We start from the raw sequence: 24,009 nt of genomic DNA, 5'->3' as shown, positions 1-24,009 counted from the left end.
TATGCCCGACGCCACCTCTCCGAGTAGCGGGTTTCGGACCGCTCTCGGCCTCTACCTCGGTGCTCTCGTCGCCGGCGTCGCCGCTTCGGTGGCGGCGACCCAGCAGGTTTCGGACGCCGTCCTCGCTGCCGTTTTCGTCGGCGGCCTCGCGACCGGGGGAATCTTCGGCGTCGTCGCCACACGGCTCGACGGCGACCTCGCGATCCGTCTCGGACGGAGCCGGCGTCGGCGCGCGCTGTTGTACCTGCCCGGGATTCCGGGCCTGCTCGGCGCGGCGGCCGCCACTATGTCCTGGTCCCCGATCGCCTCGACGTTCGTCGCGACCGGGTCGTCGCTCGCCCTTCTCGTGGTTGGCTACGTCCTCGGCGGTATCGCCCGAAGCGAGTACGTGGAGACGATAACCGCGGACGAACCGGCCGCCACCTGGGAGTGGACGCCGCCGGATGGCGGCAAAGCCGACACGTTACTCGCGGTACTCTGGGGGTTTCTGGCGCTCGTCAACGCTATCGACGGTAACGTGGCAGCCGCTATCGTCTGGCTACTGATCGCGATCGGCTGGATCGTCGCCGGCGCGATCGAGGGCCGCTGGCGGACGCCGTGGGGCGCCGACCCCGAGATCCGGGTCCACGAAGCTGGACTCGTCAAACGCCGTCCGTTCACGAAGGCGTTCGTCCCCTGGGAGGAGGTCTCCCACGTTCGGCTCCACGAGGACGAACTCGTCCTCGATCGCGGGCTGTTCGACGTCCGCCTCGAGCGATCCGAACTCGCCGACCTCGAGGCCGTCCGGGAGACGATCGAGCGAACCCTCGAGACCGCGGGCGCGGACGCGCGGTCCGTCCCGTAGTCCGTCGTTCGGCTACGCCAGGTCGGCCCGCCCGCTCGTCGCGCTTCGGAGCCGATCCCGGAGCGCCTCGGCCTCTGCGACCGGAACCCGAACCTCGAAGGTGACCTCTGCCTCGTAGTCGGCGTCGAACTCGAGGGCCTCGCTCTCTAAGATACTGCGGACGGTCCCGGAGTCGTCGTATTCGACGGTGACCCTCACCCGTTCGTGTGGCTGCTGCTCGACGATCCCTGCCTCCTCGACGGCCTCCTTCACTGCCCGGGAGTAGGCCCGGACGAGCCCGCCGACGCCGAGGTTCGTCCCGCCGTAGTAACGGGTGACGACGACCGCGCAGTTCTCGAGATCCTGCTGGGCGAGGACGTTCAGTGCCGGCTTGCCGGCCGAGCCGGAGGGTTCGCCGTCGTCGCTCGAGTACTCCCGGAGGAACTCCCCGTCGGGATCGGCCCGCACCCGGTAGGCAGGAACGTTGTGGGTCGCGTCGTCGTACTCCGCGGCGACGCTCTCGACGAACGACTCGGCGGCGTCGACGGCGTCGACGGGACGGACGTGGCCGAGGAACTCCGACCCCTGGACGACGAACGTCGCCGTCGCGGCGTCGGCGACGGTTCGGTACGTCTCGGTCACGCGGGACCACTCCGTCTCCGTCCCGGATCGATCATGGGGGCCGTACGCATGTGACCGAAAAGAGCCCGTCGGTCGTCGCGCCGGCCGGTGCCGCATCCGCTACGTTATTGGTCCTCGGTACGGTCTGTCGTCGCATGGACGACGCCATCATCGACGAGACGTTCGCCGACGAGCTTCGCAGCGCCTGTCGAACCACCGTCGGCGACGAACTTCGCAGCATCACCTACCTCACCGAGGAGGACGTCGAACAGGTGTACCTGCGGTCGGATCTCGATCGAACCGCCGACCTCGTCGGCTTTGCCGAACACGAGCGTCGCGGCTTTCACTCCCAGTCGGCTTACCGCAACACCCAGCTCGGCGAGTACGAGGCGACGATTCGGATGTTCGAGAACGGCTACCTGAGCCGCGTGATCCGGGGCTCACACGGCGTCTGGGTGACGACCGACAACATGTCGATGGAGCGCTTCGAGGAGCTGACGAGCGCGCTCAGTTCCCTCCTCGAGGAGAACGAGCCGGCGACCTGATCACTGCAGTTCGATCTTCCGGACGAACTCGAGGTCGCGGATCTCGGTGATCACGTTGCCCGGCAGATCCTGGTCCGTGACGAGGTAGAGCCGGGGTTCGTCGGTGAACTCGGGGTCCTCGCTGATCGTCTGCCGGATCGAAATACCGTGATCGGCCAGCGTTCCCGTAATCGTCGCGACGATCCCCTCCTGGTCGGCGTCGTCGACCGCGATCGACAGCACCGTCAGGTCCAGAACCGGCGCCAGATCCATCAGGCTCGGCACCTGCGAGATGTTCTGAAAGATCCGACGTAGCTCGGGATCCTCGAGGATGACGTCGGTCGTCGAGTCGACGACCCGCCGGTCGACGCCGATCTCGCGCGCGATCCCCGTGTTCGGGATCTCGATGCCGCCGGAGACGACCCGCCCGTCGTCGTTGACCGAAAAGCCCCGCTCGAGCAGCAGACGGATCACCGCCTGCTGGCTGGGCGACCCCTCGAACTTCTCCATAATCTCGTCGAACATGTCCGTACCGCCCGTACGCGTGCCGTCGTATAAGGATCGGTGATCAACGCGCGGCCTCGACCTCCCACTCTGCGAGACCGTCTACAGCGCCCCCTTCGTGCTCGGCGTTCCCTCCCGGCGGTCGTCGATCCGGGTCGCGTCGTCGAGCGTGCGCGCGAGCGCCTTGAACAGCGCCTCGACCTCGTGGTGGGCGTTCTCGCCGTCGACCTCGAGGTGCAGCGTCAGTCCGGCGTTCATCGCGAGCGACTCCCCGAAGTGGCGGGCCATGTCGCTCGTGAAGTCGCCGATCGCGTCCTGGGAGAACGCCCCGTCGAAGTAGAATCGGGGCCGGCCGCTGACGTCGACGACGGCGCCCGCCACGGCCTCGTCTAAGGGGACGCGGCGGTCGGCGTACCGGACGATTCCCGTGCGGTCGCCCAGCGCCTCGTCGAGCGCCGTTCCGACGACGATCGCGACATCCTCGACGGTGTGGTGGTCGTCGATCTCGAGGTCGCCGTCACACTCGACTTCGAGGTCGAACAGGCCGTGTTTGGCCAGCGCGGTCAACATGTGATCGAAGAAGCCGATCCCCGTCTCGACGTCGGCGTCGCCGCTGCCGTCGATCGCGAGGGTACACTCGATAGTCGTCTCGCTCGTCTCGCGGGTCACCGTCGCCGTTCGCTCGCTCATGGTGGATCGATACCGGCGCCGGTACAAGGTGGTTCCGCTCGGCTCGAGGGAGCCGCGTCCGTCGCTCCCGGGGAGTGAGTGCGGTTCGTCCGATCGAGTTCCGCAGAACTGATTATAAAAATTCTAACTGATTCTGGAACGGTTTCGAAACGTCCCTTGCACCACGAATCCCCGATAAAATAGCGCTAACCCATCCCAATATTCGTTTGCTTATATGATGGTTGTGGTGAATTTGTATATTACAAAGAGGTCTTCCCGGCCATGTCGAACCACTCCCCGCTCTCGAAGGACTCGGTCGCCCCCGCAGATCCGGACGCATCGTCGTCCGAGCGATACCACCGCCGATTCGTTCGCTCGATCGAACCGCCCGCCCGGTTCCTCGCGTTCTGGGCCGCGATCGCCCTCCCGTTCGTCCACCTCCCGCTGCTCGCGCGCGGTCTCGGCGATCCGAACGTCCTGCTCGCGTTCTCCGTACTGCTCGGAATCAACGTTCTCGCGCTCTACGTCGGTCACGAACACAACCAGGGTTGAGCCCGTCCGACCCCGATCCCGCCCGCTCGAGAGCCATCGGCGCACTGGAGCGCTGTTTTCGTTCCGAACCGATTATCTTCCCCCCTCTCCCACCGTTTGGTACGCGTGACTATCCGCGTCGACTGGCGCTCGAGTTGTAGCCTCACCGGAACGGTGCTCAAGTGGCTCGCCGTTCCGTTAGCCGCCCCGCTGGCGCTGGCGGCCTTCGACGGTGACGACCCGATCCCGTTTCTGGTCGCGATCGCCGTCACGGTCGCGGTCGGGGTCGCCCTCGAGCGCCTCTCCGCAGAGCGCTCGCTCGGCCAGCGGGAGGCGTTCCTGATGGTCGCGATCACCTGGCTCGGCGTCGCCGTGGTCGGCGCCGTTCCCTTCCTGTTAGCCGGACTCGCGGCCGGTCCGCAGTCCGCGTTCTACGGCGGGCTCGACGGCCCGGTCAACGCCCTGTTCGAGAGCATGAGCGGGCTGACGACGACGGGCGCGACCGTGATGAGCGGCTGGGACTTCGAAAACCAGTCGCGAGCAATCCTGCTCTGGCGCCAGCTGATCCAGTGGCTCGGCGGGCTCGGGATCCTGATCGTCGCGATCGGCTTGCTCTCGAGCCTGATGGTCGGTGGCGCCCAGCTGATGGAGACCGAGACCCAGACGCGGAACGTCCGCAAACTCCGCCCGCACATCGACGACACCGCCCGGCTCATCTGGGGGCTGTACGTCGGCCTGACGGTGCTCGCGGCCGCGACGTTCTACGCGCTCCACCTCGCGGGGCTCGGACCCAACATGGATCCCTTCAACGCAGTCTCCCACGCGTTGACCAGCGTCGCCACCGCGGGCTTCTCGCCGGAACCCGGTAGCGCCGGCGCCTTCTCGCCGATCGTCCAGTGGGCGATCATCCCGTTCATGATCCTGGGATCGACGAACTTCGTCCTGCTGTACTACGTGACGCAGGGCGACTACCGTCGCCCCTTCGAGTCCCAGGAGTTTCGCTTCTACATCGGCGTACTGGGGGTTTTCGGCACGATCGTCGCGGGCATCCTCTGGTTCGATCCGGCGGTAACCAAGAACCTCGAGCCGACGATCCGCCACGGACTGTTCAACGTCGTCTCACTGGTGACGACGACGGGCTACGCCTCGACCGACTTCGACCTGTGGGGGCCCGGCGCGAAACACATGCTCTTTCTCTGCATGTTCATCGGCGGGATGGCCGGCTCGACGACCTGTTCGATCAAGTCCCTGCGCTGGCTGGTGACGCTGAAGGCGTTCCGCAGAAGCCTCTTCACGTCGGTTCACCCGGAAGCGGTTCGGCCACTCCGCCTCGGAGATACCGTCGTCGACGAGGAGACGGTCCGAGATATCTACGCCTACGTCCTGCTGGCGATCGTGATCTTCTTCCTGCTGACGATCTTCGTGGTCGTCGACGCGGCCAGAACGGGGGATTCGGTCGGCGAGTTCGAGGCGATGGGCGCCTCGGCGTCGATCTTCCTGAACATCGGCCCCGCCTTCGAACGGGCCGGGCCGATGGACAACTACGCCGGCTTCTCGGTCACCTCTCGAGCGGTGATGGTGGTCATGATGTGGATCGGCCGCATCGAGATCATTCCCGTGCTCGTCCTGCTCACGCCGGCGTTCTGGAAGTCGTAGCCGACGGGCGCGGTTAGTCCTCGGCGACGGTCGCCTGCGCCTCCTCGAGCGTGAACTTCCCCTCGTACAGCGCGCTCCCGACGACGACCGCGGCCGCGCCGGTCTCCTCGAGCGCCCGCACGTCCTCGAGGGCCGCGACTCCGCCGCTGGCGATTACCGGAATCTCGGTCGCCTCGACGAGTTCCCGGACGGGGTCGGTGGCGACGCCCTCGAGCTGGCCCTCGACGTCGACGTTCGTAAAGAGGATCGCAGCGGCACCCAGCTCGGCGTACCGTTCGGCGGCCTCGACGGGCGTCACGCCGGCGCCCTCGGTCCAGCCCTCGACGACGACCTCGCCGTCTTTCGCGTCGAGACTCACGACCACGCTGTCGGGGTACTCCTCGCTGATCTCGGCGACGATATCGGGGTCCTCGACGGCCGCCGTTCCGAGGATGACGCGGTCGACGCCGCGCTCGAGCAGGTCGACGGCGTCGTCGGCGGTTCGGATCCCGCCGCCCAGCTGCGTGGGAACGTCGACGGCGTCGATCACCGCGTCGATGGCGTCGGCGTTTCCTCGCTCGCCCTCGAAGGCGCCGTCGAGGTCGACGAGGTGGAGCGTCTCCGCGCCGGCGTCGATCCAGCGCTCGGCGGCCTCGACGGGGTCGCCGTACGTCTTCTCGGTGCCGCGCTCGCCCTGGACCAGCTGGACGACTTCGCCGTTCTGAACGTCCACCGCGGGGATCACCTCGAACCCGTTTGATTGCATACTCGAGTGCGCGGGGCCAACGCGAGTAAAGGCGACGGTTTCGACGACTGCCACCGGAAGCGGAGTGTCCGGCGATCGTCCGGAACTGTTACCTGTCGGGTGGGAGTGAAAACGCAGTATGCCGGAGCGCCTGGTGCTCGCCCAGGAGGTGACGACCCAGCCGGAGCTGACGACCGACATTCTGGTCGTGCTCGGCGTGGTTGCCCTCGCGCTCGTGCTCTTTCTCACCGAACGGCTGCCGATCGACGTCACCGCGATCCTGCTGATCGTCGTGCTGGTCGTCCTCGAGCCCTGGACCGGCGTCGATCCGAGCACCGGCGTCTCGGGCTTCTCGAACGACGCGACGATCACGGTGCTCGCGATGTTGATCCTGAGCGGCGGGGTCGCCCGCACGGGACTCGTCCAGGAGCTCGGCCGGCGGATGGCCGCCTACGCGGGCGACAGCATCCACAAACAGCTGTTCGGGTCGGTGCCCCGCTACAGCTGCTGTTGTCGATCGTCACCGTGGGCGGCATCGCGTACTTCTGGGGCGTTTGAGGTGCCGGAGGTGTCCAAAATCTCGGGGGTTGAACGAACGTTGGGACTGATCCGATACGAATGTTATTTCGATTATATCTATGCCTTACGAGGGAGGTCCAGTAGTTATTTTAAGACGATACCCGTATTATCCGATAATGGTTGAGACTCTTCTACTGATTGGTGTTATCGCTTCGGCTTTCGTCGGCTTTAACATTGGTGGCTCCTCGACGGGGATCACCTGGGGGCCGTCGGTCGGCGCCGGAATCGTAAAAAAAACTACTGCAGCGGCGGTCATGACGGTTTTTGTCTTTCTCGGCGGAATAACCGTTGGACAGAACGTGATGGAGACGCTCAGTGAGGGGATCATTACGATCGACCTCACGCTATCGGCGGGGGTCGCCGTCCTCTTCTTTATCGGGCTCGGCATTCTCGTCGCCAACGTCTTCGGCGTCCCCGTTCCGACCTCGATGACGACCGTCGGCGCGATCGCTGGACTCGGACTGGCGACCGGGACGCTCAACTACACGACGATCGCCGAGATCATCTCGTGGTGGGTTGTAACGCCGATCATCGGGTTCTGGATCGGTGGTATCATCGGCCGCTACATCTATCCGGAGGTCAACCGTCGAGTACAGATCGAAAAGAGCGACGGACCGCTGCTCACGCTCGAGCGGGAGGGAACGATCCCGAAACCGGCACTCGGACCGAACACGACCCCGTCGGAGGTCACTACCACGGTCGTCGTCCTCGGTATCGGCTGTTACATGGCGTTTAGCGCCGGCGCGAGCAACGTTCCGAACGCCGCCGCCCCGCTGGTCGGCGAGGCGGGACTGGAGGTAAACACCGCGGTCGTCATCGCTACCTTCGCGATCGGGATCGGCGCGTTTACCATCGCTCGCCGAACGATGGACTCGGTCGGCGGCGAACTGAGCGACATCCCACTGCTTGCGGCGCTGTTCGTCATGCTGACGGCATCGACGATTACAACGATTCTCTCCTATATTGGGATCCCAATCAGCCTCGTGATGGCGACGGTGATGACGATCATCGGAATCGGTTGGGGTCGGGCGACCCGACCGATCACGTTCCGCGAGGCGGTCACTCGCGACAGCGAGGCCCAGGAGCGCGATATCGAACTGGGCGTAATCGTCGCCGAGGAAGAGAAGGACGAACCGTCGCCCCCGATCGGCGAAGCGGAGACCGAGGACGTGCTTCACGGGAGCGATCTGTTCAACCCTCGAGCGGTGATCAAGTACGTCTCGATGTGGATTATCGGCCCGTCGATGTCGACGCTGCTTGCCTACGGATTCTTTACGCTCCTTCCGGGCGTCGCCTGACAGACGGGATACTTAGGTTCCCGGCTGTCGTATCTCGGGCTATGCTCTCGCGAATTCTCGTTCCGATGGACGACTCCGAACCGGCCAGTCACGCCCTCGAGTACGCACTCGACAACCATCCCGACGCCGAGGTCACCGTCTTGCACGTCGTGGGGTCTCCCTCGATGATGATGGGCGACGCGGTGGGACTTACCCTCGAAGACGATATCAGCGAAGCCGCAGCCGAACGCGCTGAACCGGTCTTCGACCGCGCTCACGAGATCGCGGACGAACGGGACCGCGAAATCGAGACGATCGTCGGCATCGGTCATCCGGCCCGGAACGTTATCGACCGTGCCGACGACTACGATACGATCGTACTCGGCGCTCACGGTAAGGACTGGAACCGTGCGACGCGTCGGTTCCTCGTCGGAAACATCGCCGAGACGGTCTCGAAAAGAGCACCGATACCGGTAACGATCGTTCACTGACGTATGGACCAGTTTGCTACGGTTTCGATTCGCCCTCGACCGACTCCTCGACGATCTCTTCGACTTCCTCCTCTTGAGGGAGCTGTTCGACGCGTTCGTCGACGGCCTCGACCTTCGCCTGTACCTCGTCAACTTGCTTCTTGACAGTCTCGCCGACGGTCTCTTCGACCGTTTCCTCGACGGTCTGCTCGACCTGGGACTGTACTTCGCCAACCTGTTTCTCGACGGTTTCACCGACAGTTTGCTCGACGGTTTCACCGACCTGCTTCTCGACGGTTTCACCGACAGTTTGCTCGACGGATTCACCGACAGTTTGCTCGACGGTTTCACCGACCTGCTTCTCGACGGTTTCCTCGACCGCCTGGGTCATCCAGTCGGGGTCGAACCGAGCCATCTTCCAGACGACGTGAACGACGTAGGAGGCAAAGACGCCAACGCCGAACGCGATTCCGATGTTAGTATCTAGTGTTGCGATCAGAACGATCGAGAGCGCGATCAACGCCCCGTAGGCGAGATCGACGGCTGCGTCGACGCGGATCGGATTCAGCATCATCGACCGTCACCCGTCCATCCCAACCCGCCACCTTCCGATCGTTCGATGCTGCGGTCGCATCGCTCGCGTCCCACTTGAAGTTCGATCGATCGCCGATCCCTCGACTGCAGTCGGTTCCGGACGGTGGTCATACGCCCGGTGTTCGGCGCGCGAGCGGTTGAATCCTTTGGGATTTTCCTCGGGGACGAGCAATATTGCGAACGCGATCGCCCCGATCTACGGCACCGGCGATATCGACATGATTCCGCTGATTCTGATCGGGTCGGCCGCCGTCGCCGTCGGCTGTTTCACCATTGCTCGACGGACCCTCGATACGCTCGGTAACGACATCACGAATTTGCCGCTGACGGCCGCGATCGTGGTCGCGGTCATCAGTTCGACCATCGTCGTCGGCCTCTCCTGGATCGGCATCCCCGCCAGTTTCGTCGTCATCGCGACGATGAGCATTATCGGACTCGGGTGGGGTCGAGCCTCGCGGACGACGACACTCTCGGATGCGCGAGAGGGTGAAGAGACCCGCGTCTCGGTCGGCGCACTCGCCGCGGAGGAGGAAGGCGAACACTCTCCGGAGATCGGCAAGGAGGAACCCGACGACATCCCGCAGCCGTCGGATCTGTTCGATCCCTCGACGACGGCCCGCGTAATTCTCATGCAGAACGTCGTTCCGGTGATCTCGACAGTCGGCGCGTTCCTGACGTTCCGGTTCGTTCCGATCTTCGGCCTCTGATCGCGCCTCGATATTCGGGCGCGCGCCGCTCGCTCGAGTTCGCCCCCTCGATCGGTCCGATTCTTTGCTCGGTTCCGTAATTGTGTGGTACAGGCCTGCAGTAGCCGGCAACGGCTCGGATCGAACAGCAAGCTATACCAAGGCGGGACTCGAATCGTCGTGTGATGCCCACGGTAGAATACCTCAACTACGAAGTGCTGGACGACCAGGGCTGGGAAATGGACGACGACGACCTCTTCGATCAGGCCGCCGATGCCGGCCTCGACGAGGAAGACTACGGAACCCTCGACGTCGCCGAGGGCGAGTACATCCTCGAGGCCGCCGAGGCGCAGGGCTACGACTGGCCCTTCTCCTGCCGTGCGGGTGCCTGCGCGAACTGCGCAGCGATCGTCTACGAGGGCGAGATCGACATGGACATGCAGCAGATCCTCTCGGACGAGGAGGTCGAGGAGAAGAACGTCCGTCTGACCTGTATCGGTTCCGCCGAGACCGACGAGGTCCAGATCGTCTACAACGCCAAACACCTCGACTACCTGCAGAACCGCGTCATTTAATCGGCCGCGTGGACGTTCGATCTCGTTTTTATTTACTGTCCAGTAGACGAAGCTGTGCGAAATCCGGCTCGCGTACCGATCGGTCCCTCACTCCCGTCGGCGCTTCCAGAAATCATCATGATTTTTAGAACTTGTGGAGCGACTCAGTCCGGTTCCGTCGAAAGGCTCGACGGTATCAGACCGTGACAGCCTCGATACATTCCGAGGTTCGGAGTGACCGGTTTTCCTTGCCCGAGTGTGATTTCCAGCAGCTGCGAAACCGATATTGGTTTCTTCTTAGCCAGTAGGAAACTGTGCGAGGTTTCATATCGGTCGTACATATAATGTGGAGTATGACACGGGACGGGAGCAACGGCGGATCCCGAAGCCGTCGTTCGGTCCTCGCCACGATGGGCAGTCTCGCCGGCACGGCCGCGGCAGGCTGTCTCGGAAGCGACTCCGCTTCGGTCAGCGTGCTGTCGGCCGGGAGCCTCGCCCGGACGTTCGAAGACTACGTCGGCCCGGCGTTCGAGGACGAGACCGGGCTCGAGGTTCGCGGCGAGTACTACGGGACGAACGCGGTCATGCGGATGATCGAGGACCGGACCAAACACCCCGACGTCGTCGTGAGCGCCGATGCGACCCTGCTTCGGGACCGACTGCACGGCGAGTTCACCGACTGGGACCTCGAGTTCGCGACCAACAGTGTCGGTATCGGTTACAACGAGGAGACGTCGTTCGGACGCGGCCTCGAGAACGGCGAGCCCTGGTACGAGCTGGTGCTCGAGACCGAGGAGGGCGACGTCTCGATCGGCGACCCCGACCTCGATCCGCTCGGCTATCGCGCCGTCCAGGCGTTCGAACTGGCCGAAAAGGAGTACGGTCTCGAGGGCCTTCGCGACGAGCTGCTGGAACTCGTCTACGAGGAACCCGAAGAGCCCCAGATGATGGCGGGCGTCGAGAGCGGCTCTCGAGCCGCCTCCGTCGTCTACCGAAATATGGCCGTTGACCACGGGATGCCCTTCCTCGAGTTTCCCGACGCGTACAACTTCGCGGAGCCCGAGCTGGCCGACCACTACGCGACGGTCGAGTTCACGACCGACGAGGAGGGGTACACCGCGGAAGGGCGCCCGGTGTTGTACAACGCCACGGTACTCGACGAGGCTGACGCCCCCGACGCCGGTCGCGACCTCGTCCAATTCCTCGCCGACGAGCCCGATCTGCTGGTCGACGCCGGGCTGACCGTTGGTGACAGCCTCCCCCGTTCGGAGGGTGACCTCCCGGAGGCGATCGACGGATGAGCCTCGCCAGGCGCTTCCCGACTCGCCGCTCGAGCCGGCTGCCGGAACTGCTCGTTCCCGCGCTGCTGGGCGGACTCGTCCTCGTCTACTTTGCGATCCCGTTCGTCGCGTTTCTGGCCCGGACCGGGGCGGTCGACGTCGTCGGGGAGCTGTCGACGCCGGAGGCCCGGGTGGCGATCCGCAACTCCCTGATTACCGCTCCGATCTCGACCGCAATCTCGACCGTCCTCGGGGTCCCGCTCGCGTACGTTCTCGCCCGCAGGTCGTTCGTCGGAAAGCGGCTCGTCGAGGCGCTCGTGATCCTGCCGCTCATCGTCCCGCCGGTCGTCGGCGGCGCGATGCTCCTCACCGCCGTTGGCCGGTTCACTCCTATCGGCGCCGCCGCCGCGGCCGCCGGAATCCCGCTGACGGACAGCCTGCTCGGCGTGATCCTCGCACAGACGTTCGTCGCCGCGCCGTTCGTGATCATCACCGCTCGAGCCGGGTTCGGCGCGGTCGACGAACGGCTCGAGCAGGCCTCCCGATCGCTCGGCTACGGGCCGCTCTCGACGTTCTGGAACGTCTCGCTGCCGCTGGCTCGCGGGGCGATCGTCGCGGGGATCGTCCTGACGTTCGCGCGGGCGATCGGCGAGTTCGGCGCGACGATGATGGTCGCGTACAACCCGCGGACGATGCCCACGCGGATCTGGGTGGAGTTCATCGCCGGCGGTATCGACGCGATCGTCCCGCTCGGGCTCGCGCTGCTCGGCATCACGCTGGCCGTCCTCGCGGCGGTCCAGCGATTCGGCCGCGTGCCGACGGTGATCGACCGATGATCCTCGAGCTCGAGGGTCTGACTCACCGGTACGGCGACGAGCTGGCGGTCGACGACGTCTCGTTCGGGCTCGAGGAGGGCGAACTCGTCGCGCTGCTCGGCCCCAGCGGTTGCGGAAAGACGACGATCGTGCAGGCGATCGCCGGCCACGTCCGTCCGACGGCGGGGCGGGTCCGCCTCCGCGACCGGGACGTCACCGACGAGCCGCCCGAAGCGCGCCGCGTCGGGCTCGTCTTCCAGGAGTCGACGCTGTATCCCCATATGACCGTCAACGAGAACGTCGCCTACGGCCTCGCGTCCCGCGACATCGACGCTCGAAGGCGGGAGGAACTGGTCGCGGAGTACCTCGAGCTGGTCGACCTCCGCGATCAACGGGACGCCTACCCCGCCGAACTGAGCGGGGGACAACAGCGCCGGGTCGAACTGGCTCGTGCGCTGGCCCCGCAACCGGACGTGCTGTTGCTCGACGAACCGCTGTCGGCGCTCGACCGAGCGCTCTGCGAGCGGCTGCGGGATGAGATCGCCTGCATCCAGGACGAGACAGGGGTCACGACCCTGTTCGTCACCCACGATCAGGAGGAGGCGATGGCGCTCGCCGATCGGCTCGTCGTGATGGACGACGGTCGGATCTCCGGCGACGGGCCCCCACGGACGCTGTACGAGTCGCCGCCGACCCCGTTCGTGGCGTCGTTTCTCGGCCGATCGAACGCGCTCCCGGCGACGGTCGTCGCTCGAGAGCCGCTGACCGTCGCACTGGGCGATCGGGAGATCCAGCTGTGTAACAGCGATCGTTCCCCACCGCCAGGAACGCCAGTTACGTGCCATATCCGTCCCGAGGATCTGTCGGTTCGACCCCCAGGTGCCGCCGGAACCGACGGAACGACGCCCTCGCTTACGGGCGACGTTGCGGACGTCACGGACGTGGGCCGACGGTACGACGTGACCGTTCGGCTCGAGACCGGCGACGAACTCGTCGTGGAAGCCGTCGACGATCCCCCCCAGACCGGCGAGCGACTCGCGGTCGACCTTCCGCGGGATCGGATCGCGGTGTTCGACGCTGACGGACGTAAACGGGAGCGTTCCGTCTCCGTACCCGAAACGGAAGGCTGACCCCGCCGGCGGGTCGTACGATTCCGATCGCTACCCTCCGTTCGGTGGTCGACCACCCTCGAGCAGCCGGTATATTTCCACTAACGTCTGTCAGGAAGCAACTGGTGCCGGGGCCGAAAAGATAACGCCGCAGCGCTCGAGAGTAGCCGGTCGTGACACCTCTCGACGTCGCGACGGTTCCGGATCTGCTCAGGCTCCTCGCCGTTCCGGTCTTCGGCTGGGCCGCCGTTCGCGACGTCAGAACCAGACGGATCTCGAGTTCGATCTGGATCCCGCTGGCCCTGCTCGGTGGCGTCCTCCTGCTGTGGGACGGCCTCGCGGCCCGGGCGGCCGGTCCCGCGATCTGGCAGTACGAGTTTCTCGTCCCGGCGGCGATCAGCCTCGGCTTCGTCGTCCCCTTCGCGTACCTGTGCTGGTGGTTCGGCGCGTTCGGCGCCGCGGACGGGAAGGCGCTGCTGGTACTCGCCTTGCTGTTCCCGACGACGCCGCAGTACGTCCTCGGCTCCTGGTCGATTCCCGTCGCGCCGTCGCCGCTCGGGGCGTTCTCGTTTACGATCCTGACAAACGCCGTCCTCGTCGCGCTCGCGATTCCGCTTGCCCTGGCGGCCCGCAACGCCGCCGCCGGGCGCCTCACACGACTCGCCCTCGTCGGCCGACCCGTCCCCTGGGAGCGGGTGCCGACGACTCACGGCAAACTGCTATCGGCGCCCGGCGAGGACGCGGGCGGCGGGCTCGACCTCGACGCCCTGCGGATGTATCTGCGGTGGCGCGGCCTGACGCTCGCCCGGCTCCGGGAGCAGCCCGACCGGTTCCGGGATCCCGATACGCTTCCCGACGAGCCGAACCCGCCGACCGACGGCGCCGTCACCGACGGACCGGTCGGCGACGCGGGTCCCGCCCTCGGGGAGCCGGTCCGGGACGGAGGCGACCGATCGCGTGCGTACGACGACCCCTGGGGGGCCGAACGGTTCCTCGAGGATATTGACGGTACGGCCTACGGAACGACACCGGCGGAGCTTCGTGGGGGGCTCGAGGCCCTCGCGACTCGGGACCGAGTCTGGATCTCGCCGGGGATGCCCTTCCTCGTCCCGCTGTTTCTCGGACTCGTCGTCGCGCTCACCTACGGCGACGTGCTGCTGGGGACCCTACTGTAGGGAGCGCTCGTAGGCCGGGACGAGGGCCGTCCAGAAGAGGACGAATGCGGCGCCGACGCCGACGACCAGCAGCCAGGGCCACTGGGCGCCGATCGGGAACCCGCCTAGGAGCAACGAGACGGTGCCGACGAGCAACAGCGCGGCGACGCAGACGCTCGCGAGTTCGATCGTCGCCGCGACGGGGTTCGCTTGCAGGCGAGCGCCGACGTCGGGAACTGTCATACGCGATTCTCGCTCGAGAGAACCAAAACTGTCACGGCCGAGTCAGGCTCGAGACTCGATGTCGGCGGCGATGTCGTCGAGTTCGTCGTCCGCGAGGTCGGGTGCTTCGCCCGCGACGCCGTGGATCGGGCCGCCGCCGTCGCCCTCGAACCGGGGGACGATGTGGCAGTGAACGTGGGGCACTTCCTGGCCGGCTTCCTCGCCGTTGTTGAACGCGACCGTCGAGGCGTCGGCGTCGACGGCGTCCTCGACGACCGGCACGAGTCGGTGGACCGTCGCGTACAGATCCGTCGCGACGTCGTCGGGGACGTCGTTCAGTCGCTCGTACTCGTCTTTCGGGATCACCAGCGTGTGCCCCGGCGCCAGCGGGTTGGCGTCGAGGAAGGCGACGGTGGTCTCGTCCTCGTACACGATGCGTGCCGGGATCTCTCCCTCGACGATCTGCGTGAAGATCGTACCCATACGCGAGTGTGTGTCGGCTCGCCGTAAGAAGGTTACCCGGCACCCGTGCTCAGAACTGGATGTGGGAGGTCGAACTCGGTCCGTCGCCGCCGTCGTCGTCGCTGGCTCCGCCCTCCCGGAGGAAGCTGACGTCGTCGTCGGTCAGGTACACCTCTCCGTCCTCGACCTCGATCCCGACGTCGACAAGCGTCGTGTTCGCGGCTTCCCCGTTGTCGCAGTAGCCCGAGCAGGTCTCGAACACCGAGCCGTGTTTCGGACAGACGATCCCGCCGTCGCGGATCACGGCGCCGATCCCCTCTCGGTGGAGCCGCTGGTTCTCGTGAGTACATCGGTTGACCCACGCCTCGACGGGGCCGCGATCGTCGTCGTCGCAGGGGACGAGGATCACCTCCGTTTCCTCGCCGCGCCCGTCCCGTACCGTAAATAGCCAGGAGCCGTCCTCGAGAACCGTTTCGACGCTCGTCAGTCGGTGTCGAACCGCCATACCTCGAGTTGGGCGGCGAACGGCTTAGGCGTCGGGGCCGTCGACGAGTTCGTCGAGCGTCGCGCCGATCTCGGCGAGATACTCCTCGGGTTCGTACCCCATACGGACGATCCAGACGTCCTGGTAGGACGGGTGCAGGATCGGAACGAGCCAGGTGTCGAGGCGCTCGCAGTGAACGGGCTCGAGAACCGACTCGATGAACCCCTCGAGCCGTCGCTCCTCGGCCGCCAGTACGGATTTCGTCGCGTGCTTGCCCGTCGCGAGAACGACGTCGGGCTCGAGCGTCTCGACCTCCGTCACCAGGTGAGTCCGGCAGTTCGCCCGCTCCTCGTCGGTGGGTTCGCGGTTGCTGGTCGGATCCTCCTCGCTCGCCGGAAAACACTTCACTGCGTTCGTGTAGTACGACCGCTCGTCGTGGCCGACGCGCTCGAGCATCCGCCGGATCCGTCGGCCGGAGTGTCTGGAGGTGTAGGCCTTCCCGGTCCAGTTGCCCCCCTTCCAGCGGTCGGCGTCGGGGTTTCCGGACCCGGGCGCTTCGCCGACGACGAGCACGTCGGCGTCGAGCGGGCCGGTTCCCCACGAGATGCAGTTTCGATCCTCGGCGAGGGCGGGACAGCGCCGGCAGTCGGGCTCGATGACGTTCCTCGAGTCGGGAAACGGCGGTTCGACTGGTCCGGTCCCGTCGTTCGAAGCTGGCACGGGCTCGTTCGGGGCTCGAGGCGTATAGGCCGGTCGGATCGGGGCGGATCGAGGGACAAGTTTACCTTCGCCGGGTGACTCTCGGACGATAATGGCTTCCGAACTCATCGCCGAATCGCTCGCACTGTTACTCTACGTCCTCGTTGGAGCAGTCCTGACCGCCGGGGGACTCGCCGCGGAGTACGCGAGCCTCCAGCACTTCGGCTCGGGCGAGGCCGTCGTTGCCCTGTGGCTCGCCGGCCTCGGTGCGGTCATGCTCTACGCGGGCGTCTACGGCATCGGCTACCAGAAGATCTTCTCGTCGATTCGCTCGAGCTAACTCCGTTCCGCCAGTTTCGTCGCCTCGTAGTCCAGTTTGACCAGCAACGCGAGCGCTCCGACGACGAGGAGCGCGACGCCGACGAGCCTCGTGAGCGCGCCGATCACCTCGTAGAGTGCGTTCAGGCCGCCCTGGAACTCCACGAACGCCGGCAACGCGTCTCCCGTCTCGAGGCATCCACCAGCCGGCGAGGACGACCGCGAGGAGTTTCAGAACCGCCCCGTCGACCACGACTCCGAGCGCATCCCGGGCCTCGAGGAGACGCTCGACGCTCGGTCCTCGAGGTCCGTCGATCCCCGTCGAGCGGAACCTGCAATATCGATTCCTCTTTACCGTCCCGTGCAATTACGTCTGGTATGAGCAGGTTCGGCGAGGTCGACGACCAGTACGACCCCCACGCGCTCGAGCAACGGGTCTTCGACTACTGGGACGACGTCGACGCCTACGAACAGACGGTCGAGCACCGATCCGACGGCGACTCCTTTTTCTTCGTCGACGGCCCGCCGTACACCTCCGGGTCGGCGCATATGGGAACGACCTGGAACAAGTCCCTGAAGGACGTCTACATCCGCTTCCTGCGGATGCAGGGGTACGACGTTACCGATCGCCCGGGCTACGACATGCACGGGCTGCCGATCGAGACCCGCGTCGAGGAACGGCTCGGCTTCGAGAACAAGAAGGACATCGAGGAGTTCGGCGAGGACGAGTTCATCCGGGAGTGCAAGGAGTACGCCGACGAACAGCTCGATGGCCTGCAGTCGGACTTCCAGGACTTCGGCGTCTGGATGGACTGGGACGACCCCTACCGGACCGTCGAGCCGGAGTACATGGAGGCCGCCTGGTGGGGCTTCTCGAAGGCAGCCGAACGCGGCTTGGTCGAGAAGGGCCACCGTTCGATCTCGCAGTGTCCGCGCTGTGAGACCGCCATCGCGAACAACGAGGTCGAGTACGAGGACGTCGAGGACCCCTCCATTTACGTGAAATTCGACCTCGAGGATCGGGAGGGCTCGGTCGTCATCTGGACGACGACGCCGTGGACGATTCCGGCGAACACGTTCGTCGCGGTCGATCCCGACCTGACCTACCAGGGCGTCCGCGCCGAGAAAGACGGCGAGGAGGAGGTCATCTACGTCGCCGAGGACTGCGTCGAGGGCGTCCTCAAGGAGGGCCGCTACGACGACTACGAGGTCGTCGAGACCCTGACGGGCGAGGAGATGATCGGCTGGGAGTACGAACATCCCCTCGCCGAGGAAGTCCCCGACCACGTCGACGTCGACGACGCTCTCCAGATCTACGACGCGGCGTACGTCGAGGCCGACCGCACCGGGCTCGTTCACTCCGCACCCGGCCACGGTGAGGAGGACTTCGAGCGGGGCCGCGAACTCGGGCTGCCGATCTTCTGTCCCGTCGGCGGCGACGGCGTCTACGGCGACCAGGCCGGCACGTACGAGGGCCAGTTCGTCAAAGAGGCCGACGAGGAGATCATCGCTGACCTCGAGGACAACGGGGCGATGCTGTCCTCGGGAACGGTCCACCACAGCTACGGTCACTGCTGGCGCTGTGACACGGGCATCGTCCAGATCGTCACCGACCAGTGGTTCATCACGATCACCGACGTCAAGGAGGAGCTGCTGGACAACATCGAGGACAGCGAGTGGCACCCGCAGTGGGCCCGGGACAACCGGTTCCGGGACTTCGTCGAGGAGGCGCCCGACTGGAACGTCTCCCGCCAGCGCTACTGGGGCATCCCCCTTCCCGTCTGGACGCCCGAGGATCGGGACGACGACGAGGACATGATCGTCGTGGCCGACCGCGAGGAACTCGTCGAGCGGGTCGACCAGGAGATCGAGTACGACAGCGTCGACCTCCACAAGGACACCGTCGACGAGCTGACGATCACCGAGGACGGCAAAACGTACACCCGCGTTCCCGACGTCTTCGACGTCTGGCTCGACTCCTCTGTGGCCTCCTGGGGCACGCTGAACTTCCCCTCGGACGACAGCAAGTTCGACGAACTCTGGCCGGCCGACCTCATCCTCGAGGCTCACGACCAGACCCGGGGCTGGTTCTGGTCCCAGCTCGGGATGGGCACCGCGGCGCTCGGCGAGAGCCCCTACCAGGAGGTCCTGATGCACGGCCACGCGCTGATGCCCGACGGGCGGGCGATGAGCAAGTCCAAGGACATCCTGATCGACCCTCACGAGGCGATCGACCGCCACGGCCGGGACGTCATGCGACTCTTCTTACTGTCGAACAACCCCCAGGGCGACGACATGCGCTTCTCTTGGGACGGGATGCAGACGATGGAGGACAACCTCCGGACGCTGTGGAACGTCTTCCGGTTCCCGCTGCCGTACATGCGGCTGGACGACTTCGATCCCCGGGAGACGGACCTCGAGGATGTAGACCAGGACCTCGAGCTGATCGACGAGTGGGTGCTCGCCCGGCTGCAGTCGACGAAAGCCGAGATGACCGAGGCGTTCGAGGACTACCGCCAGGACCGCGCGCTCGATGCGCTCCTCGAGTTCGTCGTCGAGGACGTCTCCCGCTTCTACGTCCAGGCGGTCCGCGAACGGATGTGGGAGGAAGACGACAGCGCCTCCAAGGAGGCGGCCTACGCGACGATCTACCACGTCCTCCGGGAGACGGTCGCCCTGCTCGCCCCCTACGCCCCGTTCGTCAGCGACGAGATCTACGGCACCCTCACGGGCGAGGCCGAACACGACACCGTCCACATGTGCGACTGGCCTGCCCTCGAGGAGTTCTGGGTCGACGACCAGCTCGAGGACGACGTCGCCTTCCTGCGGGCGATCGAGGAAGCAGGCGCCAACGCCCGCCAGCAGGCAGGTCGCAAGCTCCGCTGGCCCGTCCCGCGGGTCGTCGTCGCCGCCGACGACGAGCGCGTCGTCGACGCGGTCGAGCGCCACACCGACCTGCTCGAGGATCGGCTCAACGCCCGCGAGATCGAACTCGTCTCGGCCGAGAACCGCTGGGAGGAGCTTCGGTACAGCGCCGAGGCGGACATGAGCGAACTCGGCCCGGCCTTCGGCGACCGCGCCGGGCAGGTGATGAACGCGCTCAACGAGGCCCGCATCGACGAGCCGGATCTCGAGGCCCTCGAGGCGGCCGTCGCGGACGTGCTCGAGGACGGCGAATCGATCGAGGAGTCGATGGTCTCGTTCGTCACCGAGACCCCCGACGACATCGCCGGCACCGCCTTCTCGCTCGACGGCGACGACCGCGGGGTCGCCTACGTCGACGCCTCGCTCACCGATGACATCGAGAGCGAGGGGTACGCCCGCGAGGTCATCCGCCGGGTCCAGGAGATGCGCAAGGACCTCGACTTAGACGTCGAGGAGCGGATCGTCCTCGAAGTCGAGATCGACGACGACCGCGTGGCTTCGCTGGTCGAGGAACGCGAGAACCTGATCCGCGAGGAGGTCCGGGCCGACGAGCTGCGGACCGTCGAGGACGGCCACCGCAAGGAGTGGGACGTCGACGGGGTCGCGATGGAGATCGCGCTCGAGCCCGTTGCGGCGGCCGAAGCGTCGGACTAAGCGCAAAACCGGATTTTTCGTCATTAGCAGTTGGCCATCCGCCTTTTTTGTTCGGTCGCGGTGTCGAACTCAGAACAGTCGATTCGTTATATAGATCTGCAAATGGACGGCCGACTCGAGTCTGCACCCCTGACTGACCACCGGCGGGTGGGATTGAAAGGGGCCAGGGGTTTCCGGGGTGATACTGACGAGTAGCAGGTTCTGCTCACACGAACACAGGGGATTGCCACGCCCTCCCCAACCGATTCGTTCGGTCGGGTCACTCCCTCACTCATCCCTCGCACAGTATCGTCGACCGTCCTCACTGACGTTCGGCCGGTCGACAGCGCGCGCCACTGTAGAAGGGATGGTCGGACCGAGCTGAGATATCAGGAACGCAATTTCCACTCGAGAGGCTGAATACCGAAACCGTGCTCCGCTCTACCGTTACAGTTCGTCGGCGATCGAGGGCGCGACCGAGACCTCGCTGTACTGGCGCTCGATCGTGTCGGTGCCGTAGATCGCCTCGACGCCGGCCCTCGAGAGCTTCGTGACGGCGTCGCGGGCGAGCAGCGGGTGGACGCAGGTGACGAACACGCGGCCGACCCCTCGGTCGCCGAGGACGCCGACGGCCTCGCTCATTGTCGACCCCGTCGCGATGATGTCGTCGGTGACGACGACGTCCCGATCCGCGACGGCGACGTCGCTGGGGGAGATCTCGACCTCGGTACCCGAGAGGCGAGTCTTCTCGAAGTAGTCCGTCGCACCCGTCCCGTAGGCGTCCCGCACGGTCTCGGCGAGTTCGATCGCGCCCGCGTCGGGCGAGAGGAAGACGGGATCCTCGAGATCGGCCGGGAGGGGTTCGGCCAGCCGGTCGGCGGCGTCGACGGCCGTCGCGGTCGGCTCGAAGAACTCGCAGATCGACTCCTCGTGGGGGGTGACGGTGAGCACGCGATCCGTTCCGGTCGAGACGGCCCGCGCGACGGCCCGCGCCGAGATCGGGTGGCCCGCCTCGAAGGCCTTGTCCTGGCGGCCGTAGCCCATGTACGGCAACACGGTCACGACCTCGTCGGCGCCAGCCTCCCGGACGGCGTCCTGGAGCTGGAGCACCTCGAGGTGGGCGTCGCTCGAGGTCGTCGAGGCGACGACGATCGCCCGGTCGACGTCGCGGTCGGCGACGTCGGGGGCGGCCGCGAGCAGTTCGCCGTCGGGGAAGCGGTCGTACTCGACGGCGGCGAGCGGTTCCTCGAGTTCGCGGGCGAGGGCCGCGGCGAGGGCCTGTGAGGTGGATCCGCTGACGATCATACTCGTTGCCACAGCGCCGCGGGTAAACCCGCTTTCGTTCTCGGTGCCGGGTCACGCGGTCCGGCGGGACGGAAGGGCTACGGCCGGGCCGACCGTAGCTGGCGAACGGATGGACTCCGAGACGGCCGCACGGATCGTCGAGACCGCCCTCGGGACCGAACTCCGATCGGTTCGTCGTCCCGATCCGGGCTCGGTCGCCGACACGCTCGTCCTCGAGCTGGCGGACGACCCCGGACGTGCGATCTGCAAGCGCGGCGGCGCCAGCGTCTGGACGGGCGACGTGATCGAACCGCTGGCCGTCGACCTCGTCGGCTCGGTAACCGACCTTCCGGTTCCCGAGCTGCTCGCTTCGGGCTCGCTCGCGAACCCGTCCGACGGCGGGCCCGAACGGTGGGCCCTCTACGAGTTCCTACCGGGCCGAAATCCCGGCCCCGAGTATCCGGGTCTCGAGCCGGCGGTCCGCAGGCGACTCGTTCGAGAGGCCGGCGAACTGCTCGGGCGGCTCCACGCGACGGGCCCGCTCGCGTTCGACCGCGTCGGCGGGCTCGCCCGCGAGGGATCGGCGCTCCGGCTGTGCGAGCCCGAGGGCTGGCACGTGGTGGATTTCGGACCCGCGCTCGAGGCGCTCCCGGTTCCGCCGGCCGGCGGTTCGGGTCGCCGGCCGGTGCTCGCCCACGGCGATTACCAGCCCTCGAACCTGCTGATCGACACCTCCGGATCGGTTACGGGCGTCCTCGACTGGGGAAACGCCCACGTCACCCGCGCCGAGTACGCGCTGGCCCGCGCCGAGGCCCGGTTCGTCGACGTCCACGTGCGGGGGCTCGAACCTCGAGAACGCGCGCGGCTCCGAACGGCGTTCCGATCCGGATACGCGCGGGAGGGGCGACTCGAGCCTGAAATCGCTCGCCGACTCCGGACGTACAAACTGCTCTGGATCGTCCAGTCGGCGGCGAACTACGGGCGGATTGCCCGTAGCGCTCGCGGTCGCCGGCAGCTGTGGCGGCAGTGCCGCCGGCTGCTCGAGCGATAGTCCTGCCGGCGGATTTATCCGCCGTTTGACCCAAGGAGGGATATGAACGACCGACGGGCCGACGACCGACCGGTCGAGTCGACCGGGACGGACCGGTCGGCGCGGGCCGAGGAGTCGGCGAGCGAGCGACGCGAACCGCACGATCCCGGAAGCGGAGAGACCCCATCGAGCCAGCCGCCGGATCCCGACCGAAGCTCGACGGAGCCGGGACCCGGCGCCGATCCGAACCGCGGCTGGGCGACCCTCGCGTTCGCGCTGGCGCTGATCTCGCTCGTGACCGCGGGAGCGACGGCCGCGATCCACGATCTTCCGACGGCTGCAGCCGGCGCCGGCGTGCTCGCGCTCGCGTTCGCCGCGCTCGGCGCGGTCGCGCTGACCGAGGGCTCCGGCGTGGCCACCACCCTCGCGGAGGGGTGGGCCGAACACCGCCTCTACGTCTGGTTCGCGACGGCACTGTTCAGCGGGGGGATCCTCCTCGGGGCCGCGCTCGTGGCCGCCGGGATCGACCTCACGGAGCTGTTCCTCGAACTTCTGAGCGAGGAGTTCGGGGAGGAGGAGTTCGTCGACGGCGACCCCGCCGAGGGCGGCGGGATCGAGCTCTCGGCGACCTTCTTCCTCGTCCAGAACACGCCGCCGTTCCTGGCGGCGATCTTCGGCGCGCTCACGCTCGGGCTGGTGACGACGATCATCATGGTGTTCAACGGCATCATCGTCGGTAACATCGCAGTCGTCACCGGCCTCGAGGTCGGGTTCGGCCCGATTGTCGCCCTGCTCGCTCCCCACGGGATCTTCGAGCTGCCGGCGCTGTTTATCGCTGCGGGCGTAGGCTTTCGGTTCCTCCACAGGGCCGGCCAGCGACTCCTCGGCTCGCGCGAGTCGCTGTTCACGAGGACGTACCTCTACCGAACGACGCTGCTGGTCGCGTTCGGCTGGCTGTTGCTCGCGCTCGCGGCGTTCGTCGAGGCCTACCTGACGATCGTCATCGCGGAGGCGCTGTTCCCGGAACTGGCCGAACCGTGACTGATCGATCCGATTTCGTTCCACTGCGCTTCGCTACGGACTGGCCGATCCACGGTGCGGTGGCGCGCGCTGTCGGTCGGTTCGAGCGACGGTGAGAACCGACCGATCGAACTGTGCGAGGTCTTCGCGAGTTGGACGAGCGAAGGCTTGGAAGACGCACTGCGTCTTCCTGTGGATGAGTACGCGAGCGGGTCAGCGACCCGTAAGCGTACGAATCGGCTGGGGAGGGCGTGGAAAATCTCCGTTGCCAGCCCAACTGTAGTAATTCACAGGCGGAACGAGGCGGATGCCCCGACCCTTGAGGTCGGGGAGGAAGCCGACAACGGATGACACAGACTACG

27 protein-coding genes and 2 pseudogenes are annotated in these 24,009 nt (G+C 66.3%); 17 read left to right on the top strand and 12 right to left on the bottom strand.

What is annotated here, in order from left to right:
- Position 1 precedes the first annotated feature (1 nt).
- Complete coding sequence (locus ACNA7R_RS07360; protein WP_416282918.1) at positions 2–844, top strand: hypothetical protein; 843 nt, start codon at positions 2–4, stop codon at positions 842–844.
- A 12-nt stretch (positions 845–856) separates the two neighbouring features.
- Here ACNA7R_RS07360 and ACNA7R_RS07355 read toward each other — a convergent pair whose 3' ends face one another.
- On the bottom strand, positions 857–1,465 hold the full coding sequence (locus ACNA7R_RS07355; protein WP_416282917.1) for an IMPACT family protein: 609 nt from the start codon (positions 1,463–1,465) through the stop codon (positions 857–859).
- A 134-nt stretch (positions 1,466–1,599) separates the two neighbouring features.
- Between ACNA7R_RS07355 and ACNA7R_RS07350 the strand changes: the two genes are divergently transcribed.
- Complete coding sequence (locus ACNA7R_RS07350) at positions 1,600–1,989, top strand: hypothetical protein (RefSeq protein ID WP_416282916.1); 390 nt, start codon at positions 1,600–1,602, stop codon at positions 1,987–1,989.
- On the opposite strand, the gene ACNA7R_RS07345 is transcribed toward ACNA7R_RS07350, so the two are convergent.
- Together ACNA7R_RS07345 and hisB are read right to left on the bottom strand one after the other, a co-directional pair.
- Entirely contained in the window at positions 1,990–2,493 is a 504-nt protein-coding gene (locus ACNA7R_RS07345) for an amino acid-binding protein (RefSeq protein WP_416282915.1), read from the bottom strand. It abuts the gene before it with no gap.
- An 81-nt stretch (positions 2,494–2,574) separates the two neighbouring features.
- Positions 2,575–3,162, bottom strand: a complete 588-nt coding sequence (hisB, locus tag ACNA7R_RS07340) for an imidazoleglycerol-phosphate dehydratase HisB (protein WP_416282914.1) — start codon at positions 3,160–3,162, stop codon at positions 2,575–2,577.
- A 261-nt stretch (positions 3,163–3,423) separates the two neighbouring features.
- Here hisB and ACNA7R_RS07335 point away from each other — a divergent pair, with 261 nt between their 5' ends.
- Together ACNA7R_RS07335 and ACNA7R_RS07330 are read left to right on the top strand one after the other, a co-directional pair.
- Positions 3,424–3,693, top strand: coding sequence for a hypothetical protein (locus tag ACNA7R_RS07335; protein WP_416282913.1), 270 nt, complete (start codon positions 3,424–3,426; stop codon positions 3,691–3,693).
- A gap of 105 nt (positions 3,694–3,798) precedes the next feature.
- Positions 3,799–5,328 carry a TrkH family potassium uptake protein gene (locus ACNA7R_RS07330; protein ID WP_416282912.1) on the top strand — a complete coding sequence of 510 codons (1,530 nt, stop codon included), beginning with the start codon at positions 3,799–3,801 and terminating at the stop codon, positions 5,326–5,328.
- Positions 5,329–5,341: 13 nt separating this feature from the next.
- Here ACNA7R_RS07330 and hisA read toward each other — a convergent pair whose 3' ends face one another.
- Positions 5,342–6,073 carry a 1-(5-phosphoribosyl)-5-[(5-phosphoribosylamino)methylideneamino]imidazole-4-carboxamide isomerase gene (hisA, locus tag ACNA7R_RS07325; protein WP_416282911.1) on the bottom strand — a complete coding sequence of 244 codons (732 nt, stop codon included), beginning with the start codon at positions 6,071–6,073 and terminating at the stop codon, positions 5,342–5,344.
- 118 nt (positions 6,074–6,191) lie between these two features.
- On the opposite strand from hisA, the pseudogene ACNA7R_RS07320 reads away from it, so the two are divergent.
- A pseudogene (locus ACNA7R_RS07320) lies at positions 6,192–6,545 on the top strand (SLC13 family permease); the annotation flags it as partial.
- A gap of 192 nt (positions 6,546–6,737) precedes the next feature.
- Here ACNA7R_RS07320 and ACNA7R_RS07315 read toward each other — a convergent pair.
- Positions 6,738–6,887: a hypothetical protein gene (locus ACNA7R_RS07315; RefSeq protein WP_416282934.1), complete on the bottom strand. Its 150-nt coding sequence runs from the start codon at positions 6,885–6,887 to the stop codon at positions 6,738–6,740.
- On the opposite strand from ACNA7R_RS07315, the gene ACNA7R_RS07310 reads away from it, so the two are divergent.
- Both ACNA7R_RS07310 and ACNA7R_RS07305 read left to right on the top strand, forming a co-directional pair.
- Positions 6,826–7,929 carry an inorganic phosphate transporter gene (locus ACNA7R_RS07310; protein WP_416282933.1) on the top strand — a complete coding sequence of 368 codons (1,104 nt, stop codon included), beginning with the start codon at positions 6,826–6,828 and terminating at the stop codon, positions 7,927–7,929. The two genes, ACNA7R_RS07315 and ACNA7R_RS07310, sit on opposite strands and share 62 nt — an antisense overlap.
- A gap of 41 nt (positions 7,930–7,970) precedes the next feature.
- Positions 7,971–8,399 (top strand): universal stress protein, encoded by a 429-nt coding sequence (locus tag ACNA7R_RS07305; protein ID WP_416282910.1) that lies wholly within the window; start codon positions 7,971–7,973, stop codon positions 8,397–8,399.
- A 16-nt stretch (positions 8,400–8,415) separates the two neighbouring features.
- Here the strand turns inward: ACNA7R_RS07305 and ACNA7R_RS07300 are convergent, their stop codons facing one another.
- Positions 8,416–8,949: a hypothetical protein gene (locus ACNA7R_RS07300; protein WP_416282932.1), complete on the bottom strand. Its 534-nt coding sequence runs from the start codon at positions 8,947–8,949 to the stop codon at positions 8,416–8,418.
- 169 nt (positions 8,950–9,118) lie between these two features.
- Here ACNA7R_RS07300 and ACNA7R_RS07295 point away from each other — a divergent pair.
- The 6 genes and pseudogenes from ACNA7R_RS07295 to ACNA7R_RS07270 form a co-directional block, all read left to right on the top strand.
- A pseudogene (locus ACNA7R_RS07295) lies at positions 9,119–9,679 on the top strand (inorganic phosphate transporter); the annotation flags it as partial.
- 164 nt (positions 9,680–9,843) lie between these two features.
- Positions 9,844–10,233, top strand: coding sequence for a ferredoxin Fer (fer, locus tag ACNA7R_RS07290; protein ID WP_416282909.1), 390 nt, complete (start codon positions 9,844–9,846; stop codon positions 10,231–10,233).
- Positions 10,234–10,565: 332 nt separating this feature from the next.
- Positions 10,566–11,513: an extracellular solute-binding protein gene (locus ACNA7R_RS07285; protein WP_416282908.1), complete on the top strand. Its 948-nt coding sequence runs from the start codon at positions 10,566–10,568 to the stop codon at positions 11,511–11,513.
- Complete coding sequence (locus ACNA7R_RS07280; RefSeq protein WP_416282907.1) at positions 11,510–12,328, top strand: ABC transporter permease; 819 nt, start codon at positions 11,510–11,512, stop codon at positions 12,326–12,328. Before ACNA7R_RS07285 ends, ACNA7R_RS07280 begins: the two co-directional genes overlap by 4 nt.
- The gene (locus tag ACNA7R_RS07275; protein WP_416282906.1) at positions 12,325–13,437 is read left to right on the top strand and encodes an ABC transporter ATP-binding protein; all 1,113 of its coding nucleotides are present in this window, start codon (positions 12,325–12,327) and stop codon (positions 13,435–13,437) included. The genes ACNA7R_RS07280 and ACNA7R_RS07275 overlap by 4 nt, the downstream gene beginning before the upstream one ends.
- Positions 13,438–13,589: 152 nt before the next feature.
- On the top strand, positions 13,590–14,591 hold the full coding sequence (locus ACNA7R_RS07270) for an A24 family peptidase C-terminal domain-containing protein (protein WP_416282905.1): 1,002 nt from the start codon (positions 13,590–13,592) through the stop codon (positions 14,589–14,591).
- On the opposite strand, the gene ACNA7R_RS07265 is transcribed toward ACNA7R_RS07270, so the two are convergent.
- The 4 genes from ACNA7R_RS07265 to ACNA7R_RS07250 are packed head-to-tail and all read right to left on the bottom strand — an operon-like array spanning position 14,583 to position 16,458.
- Positions 14,583–14,813: a hypothetical protein gene (locus ACNA7R_RS07265; protein WP_416282904.1), complete on the bottom strand. Its 231-nt coding sequence runs from the start codon at positions 14,811–14,813 to the stop codon at positions 14,583–14,585. The two genes, ACNA7R_RS07270 and ACNA7R_RS07265, sit on opposite strands and share 9 nt — an antisense overlap.
- A gap of 42 nt (positions 14,814–14,855) precedes the next feature.
- Positions 14,856–15,275 (bottom strand): HIT family protein, encoded by a 420-nt coding sequence (locus ACNA7R_RS07260; protein ID WP_416282903.1) that lies wholly within the window; start codon positions 15,273–15,275, stop codon positions 14,856–14,858.
- A 49-nt stretch (positions 15,276–15,324) separates the two neighbouring features.
- Entirely contained in the window at positions 15,325–15,759 is a 435-nt protein-coding gene (locus tag ACNA7R_RS07255; protein ID WP_416282902.1) for a Rieske (2Fe-2S) protein, read from the bottom strand.
- Between the two features lie 24 nt (positions 15,760–15,783).
- Positions 15,784–16,458 carry a uracil-DNA glycosylase gene (locus tag ACNA7R_RS07250; RefSeq protein ID WP_416282901.1) on the bottom strand — a complete coding sequence of 225 codons (675 nt, stop codon included), beginning with the start codon at positions 16,456–16,458 and terminating at the stop codon, positions 15,784–15,786.
- A 91-nt stretch (positions 16,459–16,549) separates the two neighbouring features.
- Here ACNA7R_RS07250 and ACNA7R_RS07245 point away from each other — a divergent pair, with 91 nt between their 5' ends.
- Positions 16,550–16,777 carry a hypothetical protein gene (locus ACNA7R_RS07245; protein ID WP_416282900.1) on the top strand — a complete coding sequence of 76 codons (228 nt, stop codon included), beginning with the start codon at positions 16,550–16,552 and terminating at the stop codon, positions 16,775–16,777.
- On the opposite strand, the gene ACNA7R_RS07240 is transcribed toward ACNA7R_RS07245, so the two are convergent.
- Entirely contained in the window at positions 16,774–16,932 is a 159-nt protein-coding gene (locus ACNA7R_RS07240) for a hypothetical protein (RefSeq protein ID WP_416282899.1), read from the bottom strand. The genes ACNA7R_RS07245 and ACNA7R_RS07240 overlap by 4 nt on opposite strands.
- 201 nt (positions 16,933–17,133) lie before the next feature.
- Between ACNA7R_RS07240 and ileS the strand changes: the two genes are divergently transcribed.
- Positions 17,134–20,334 carry an isoleucine--tRNA ligase gene (ileS, locus tag ACNA7R_RS07235; protein ID WP_416282898.1) on the top strand — a complete coding sequence of 1,067 codons (3,201 nt, stop codon included), beginning with the start codon at positions 17,134–17,136 and terminating at the stop codon, positions 20,332–20,334.
- 426 nt (positions 20,335–20,760) lie between these two features.
- Here the strand turns inward: ileS and ACNA7R_RS07230 are convergent, their stop codons facing one another.
- Positions 20,761–21,618 (bottom strand): ribose-phosphate diphosphokinase, encoded by an 858-nt coding sequence (locus ACNA7R_RS07230; protein WP_416282897.1) that lies wholly within the window; start codon positions 21,616–21,618, stop codon positions 20,761–20,763.
- A 109-nt stretch (positions 21,619–21,727) separates the two neighbouring features.
- Between ACNA7R_RS07230 and ACNA7R_RS07225 the strand changes: the two genes are divergently transcribed.
- Both ACNA7R_RS07225 and ACNA7R_RS07220 read left to right on the top strand, forming a co-directional pair.
- On the top strand, positions 21,728–22,648 hold the full coding sequence (locus ACNA7R_RS07225; protein WP_416282896.1) for a phosphotransferase family protein: 921 nt from the start codon (positions 21,728–21,730) through the stop codon (positions 22,646–22,648).
- 42 nt (positions 22,649–22,690) lie between these two features.
- On the top strand, positions 22,691–23,668 hold the full coding sequence (locus tag ACNA7R_RS07220) for a stage II sporulation protein M (protein ID WP_416282895.1): 978 nt from the start codon (positions 22,691–22,693) through the stop codon (positions 23,666–23,668).
- Positions 23,669–24,009 lie beyond the last annotated feature (341 nt).

The sequence above is a fragment of the Natronococcus sp. genome (assembly GCF_047921035.1).
In the GTDB taxonomy this organism is placed as follows: domain Archaea; phylum Halobacteriota; class Halobacteria; order Halobacteriales; family Natrialbaceae; genus Natronococcus.
The sequence above is the reverse complement of the archived record's forward strand: the minus strand, read 5'-3'. Positions and strand labels throughout refer to the sequence as shown.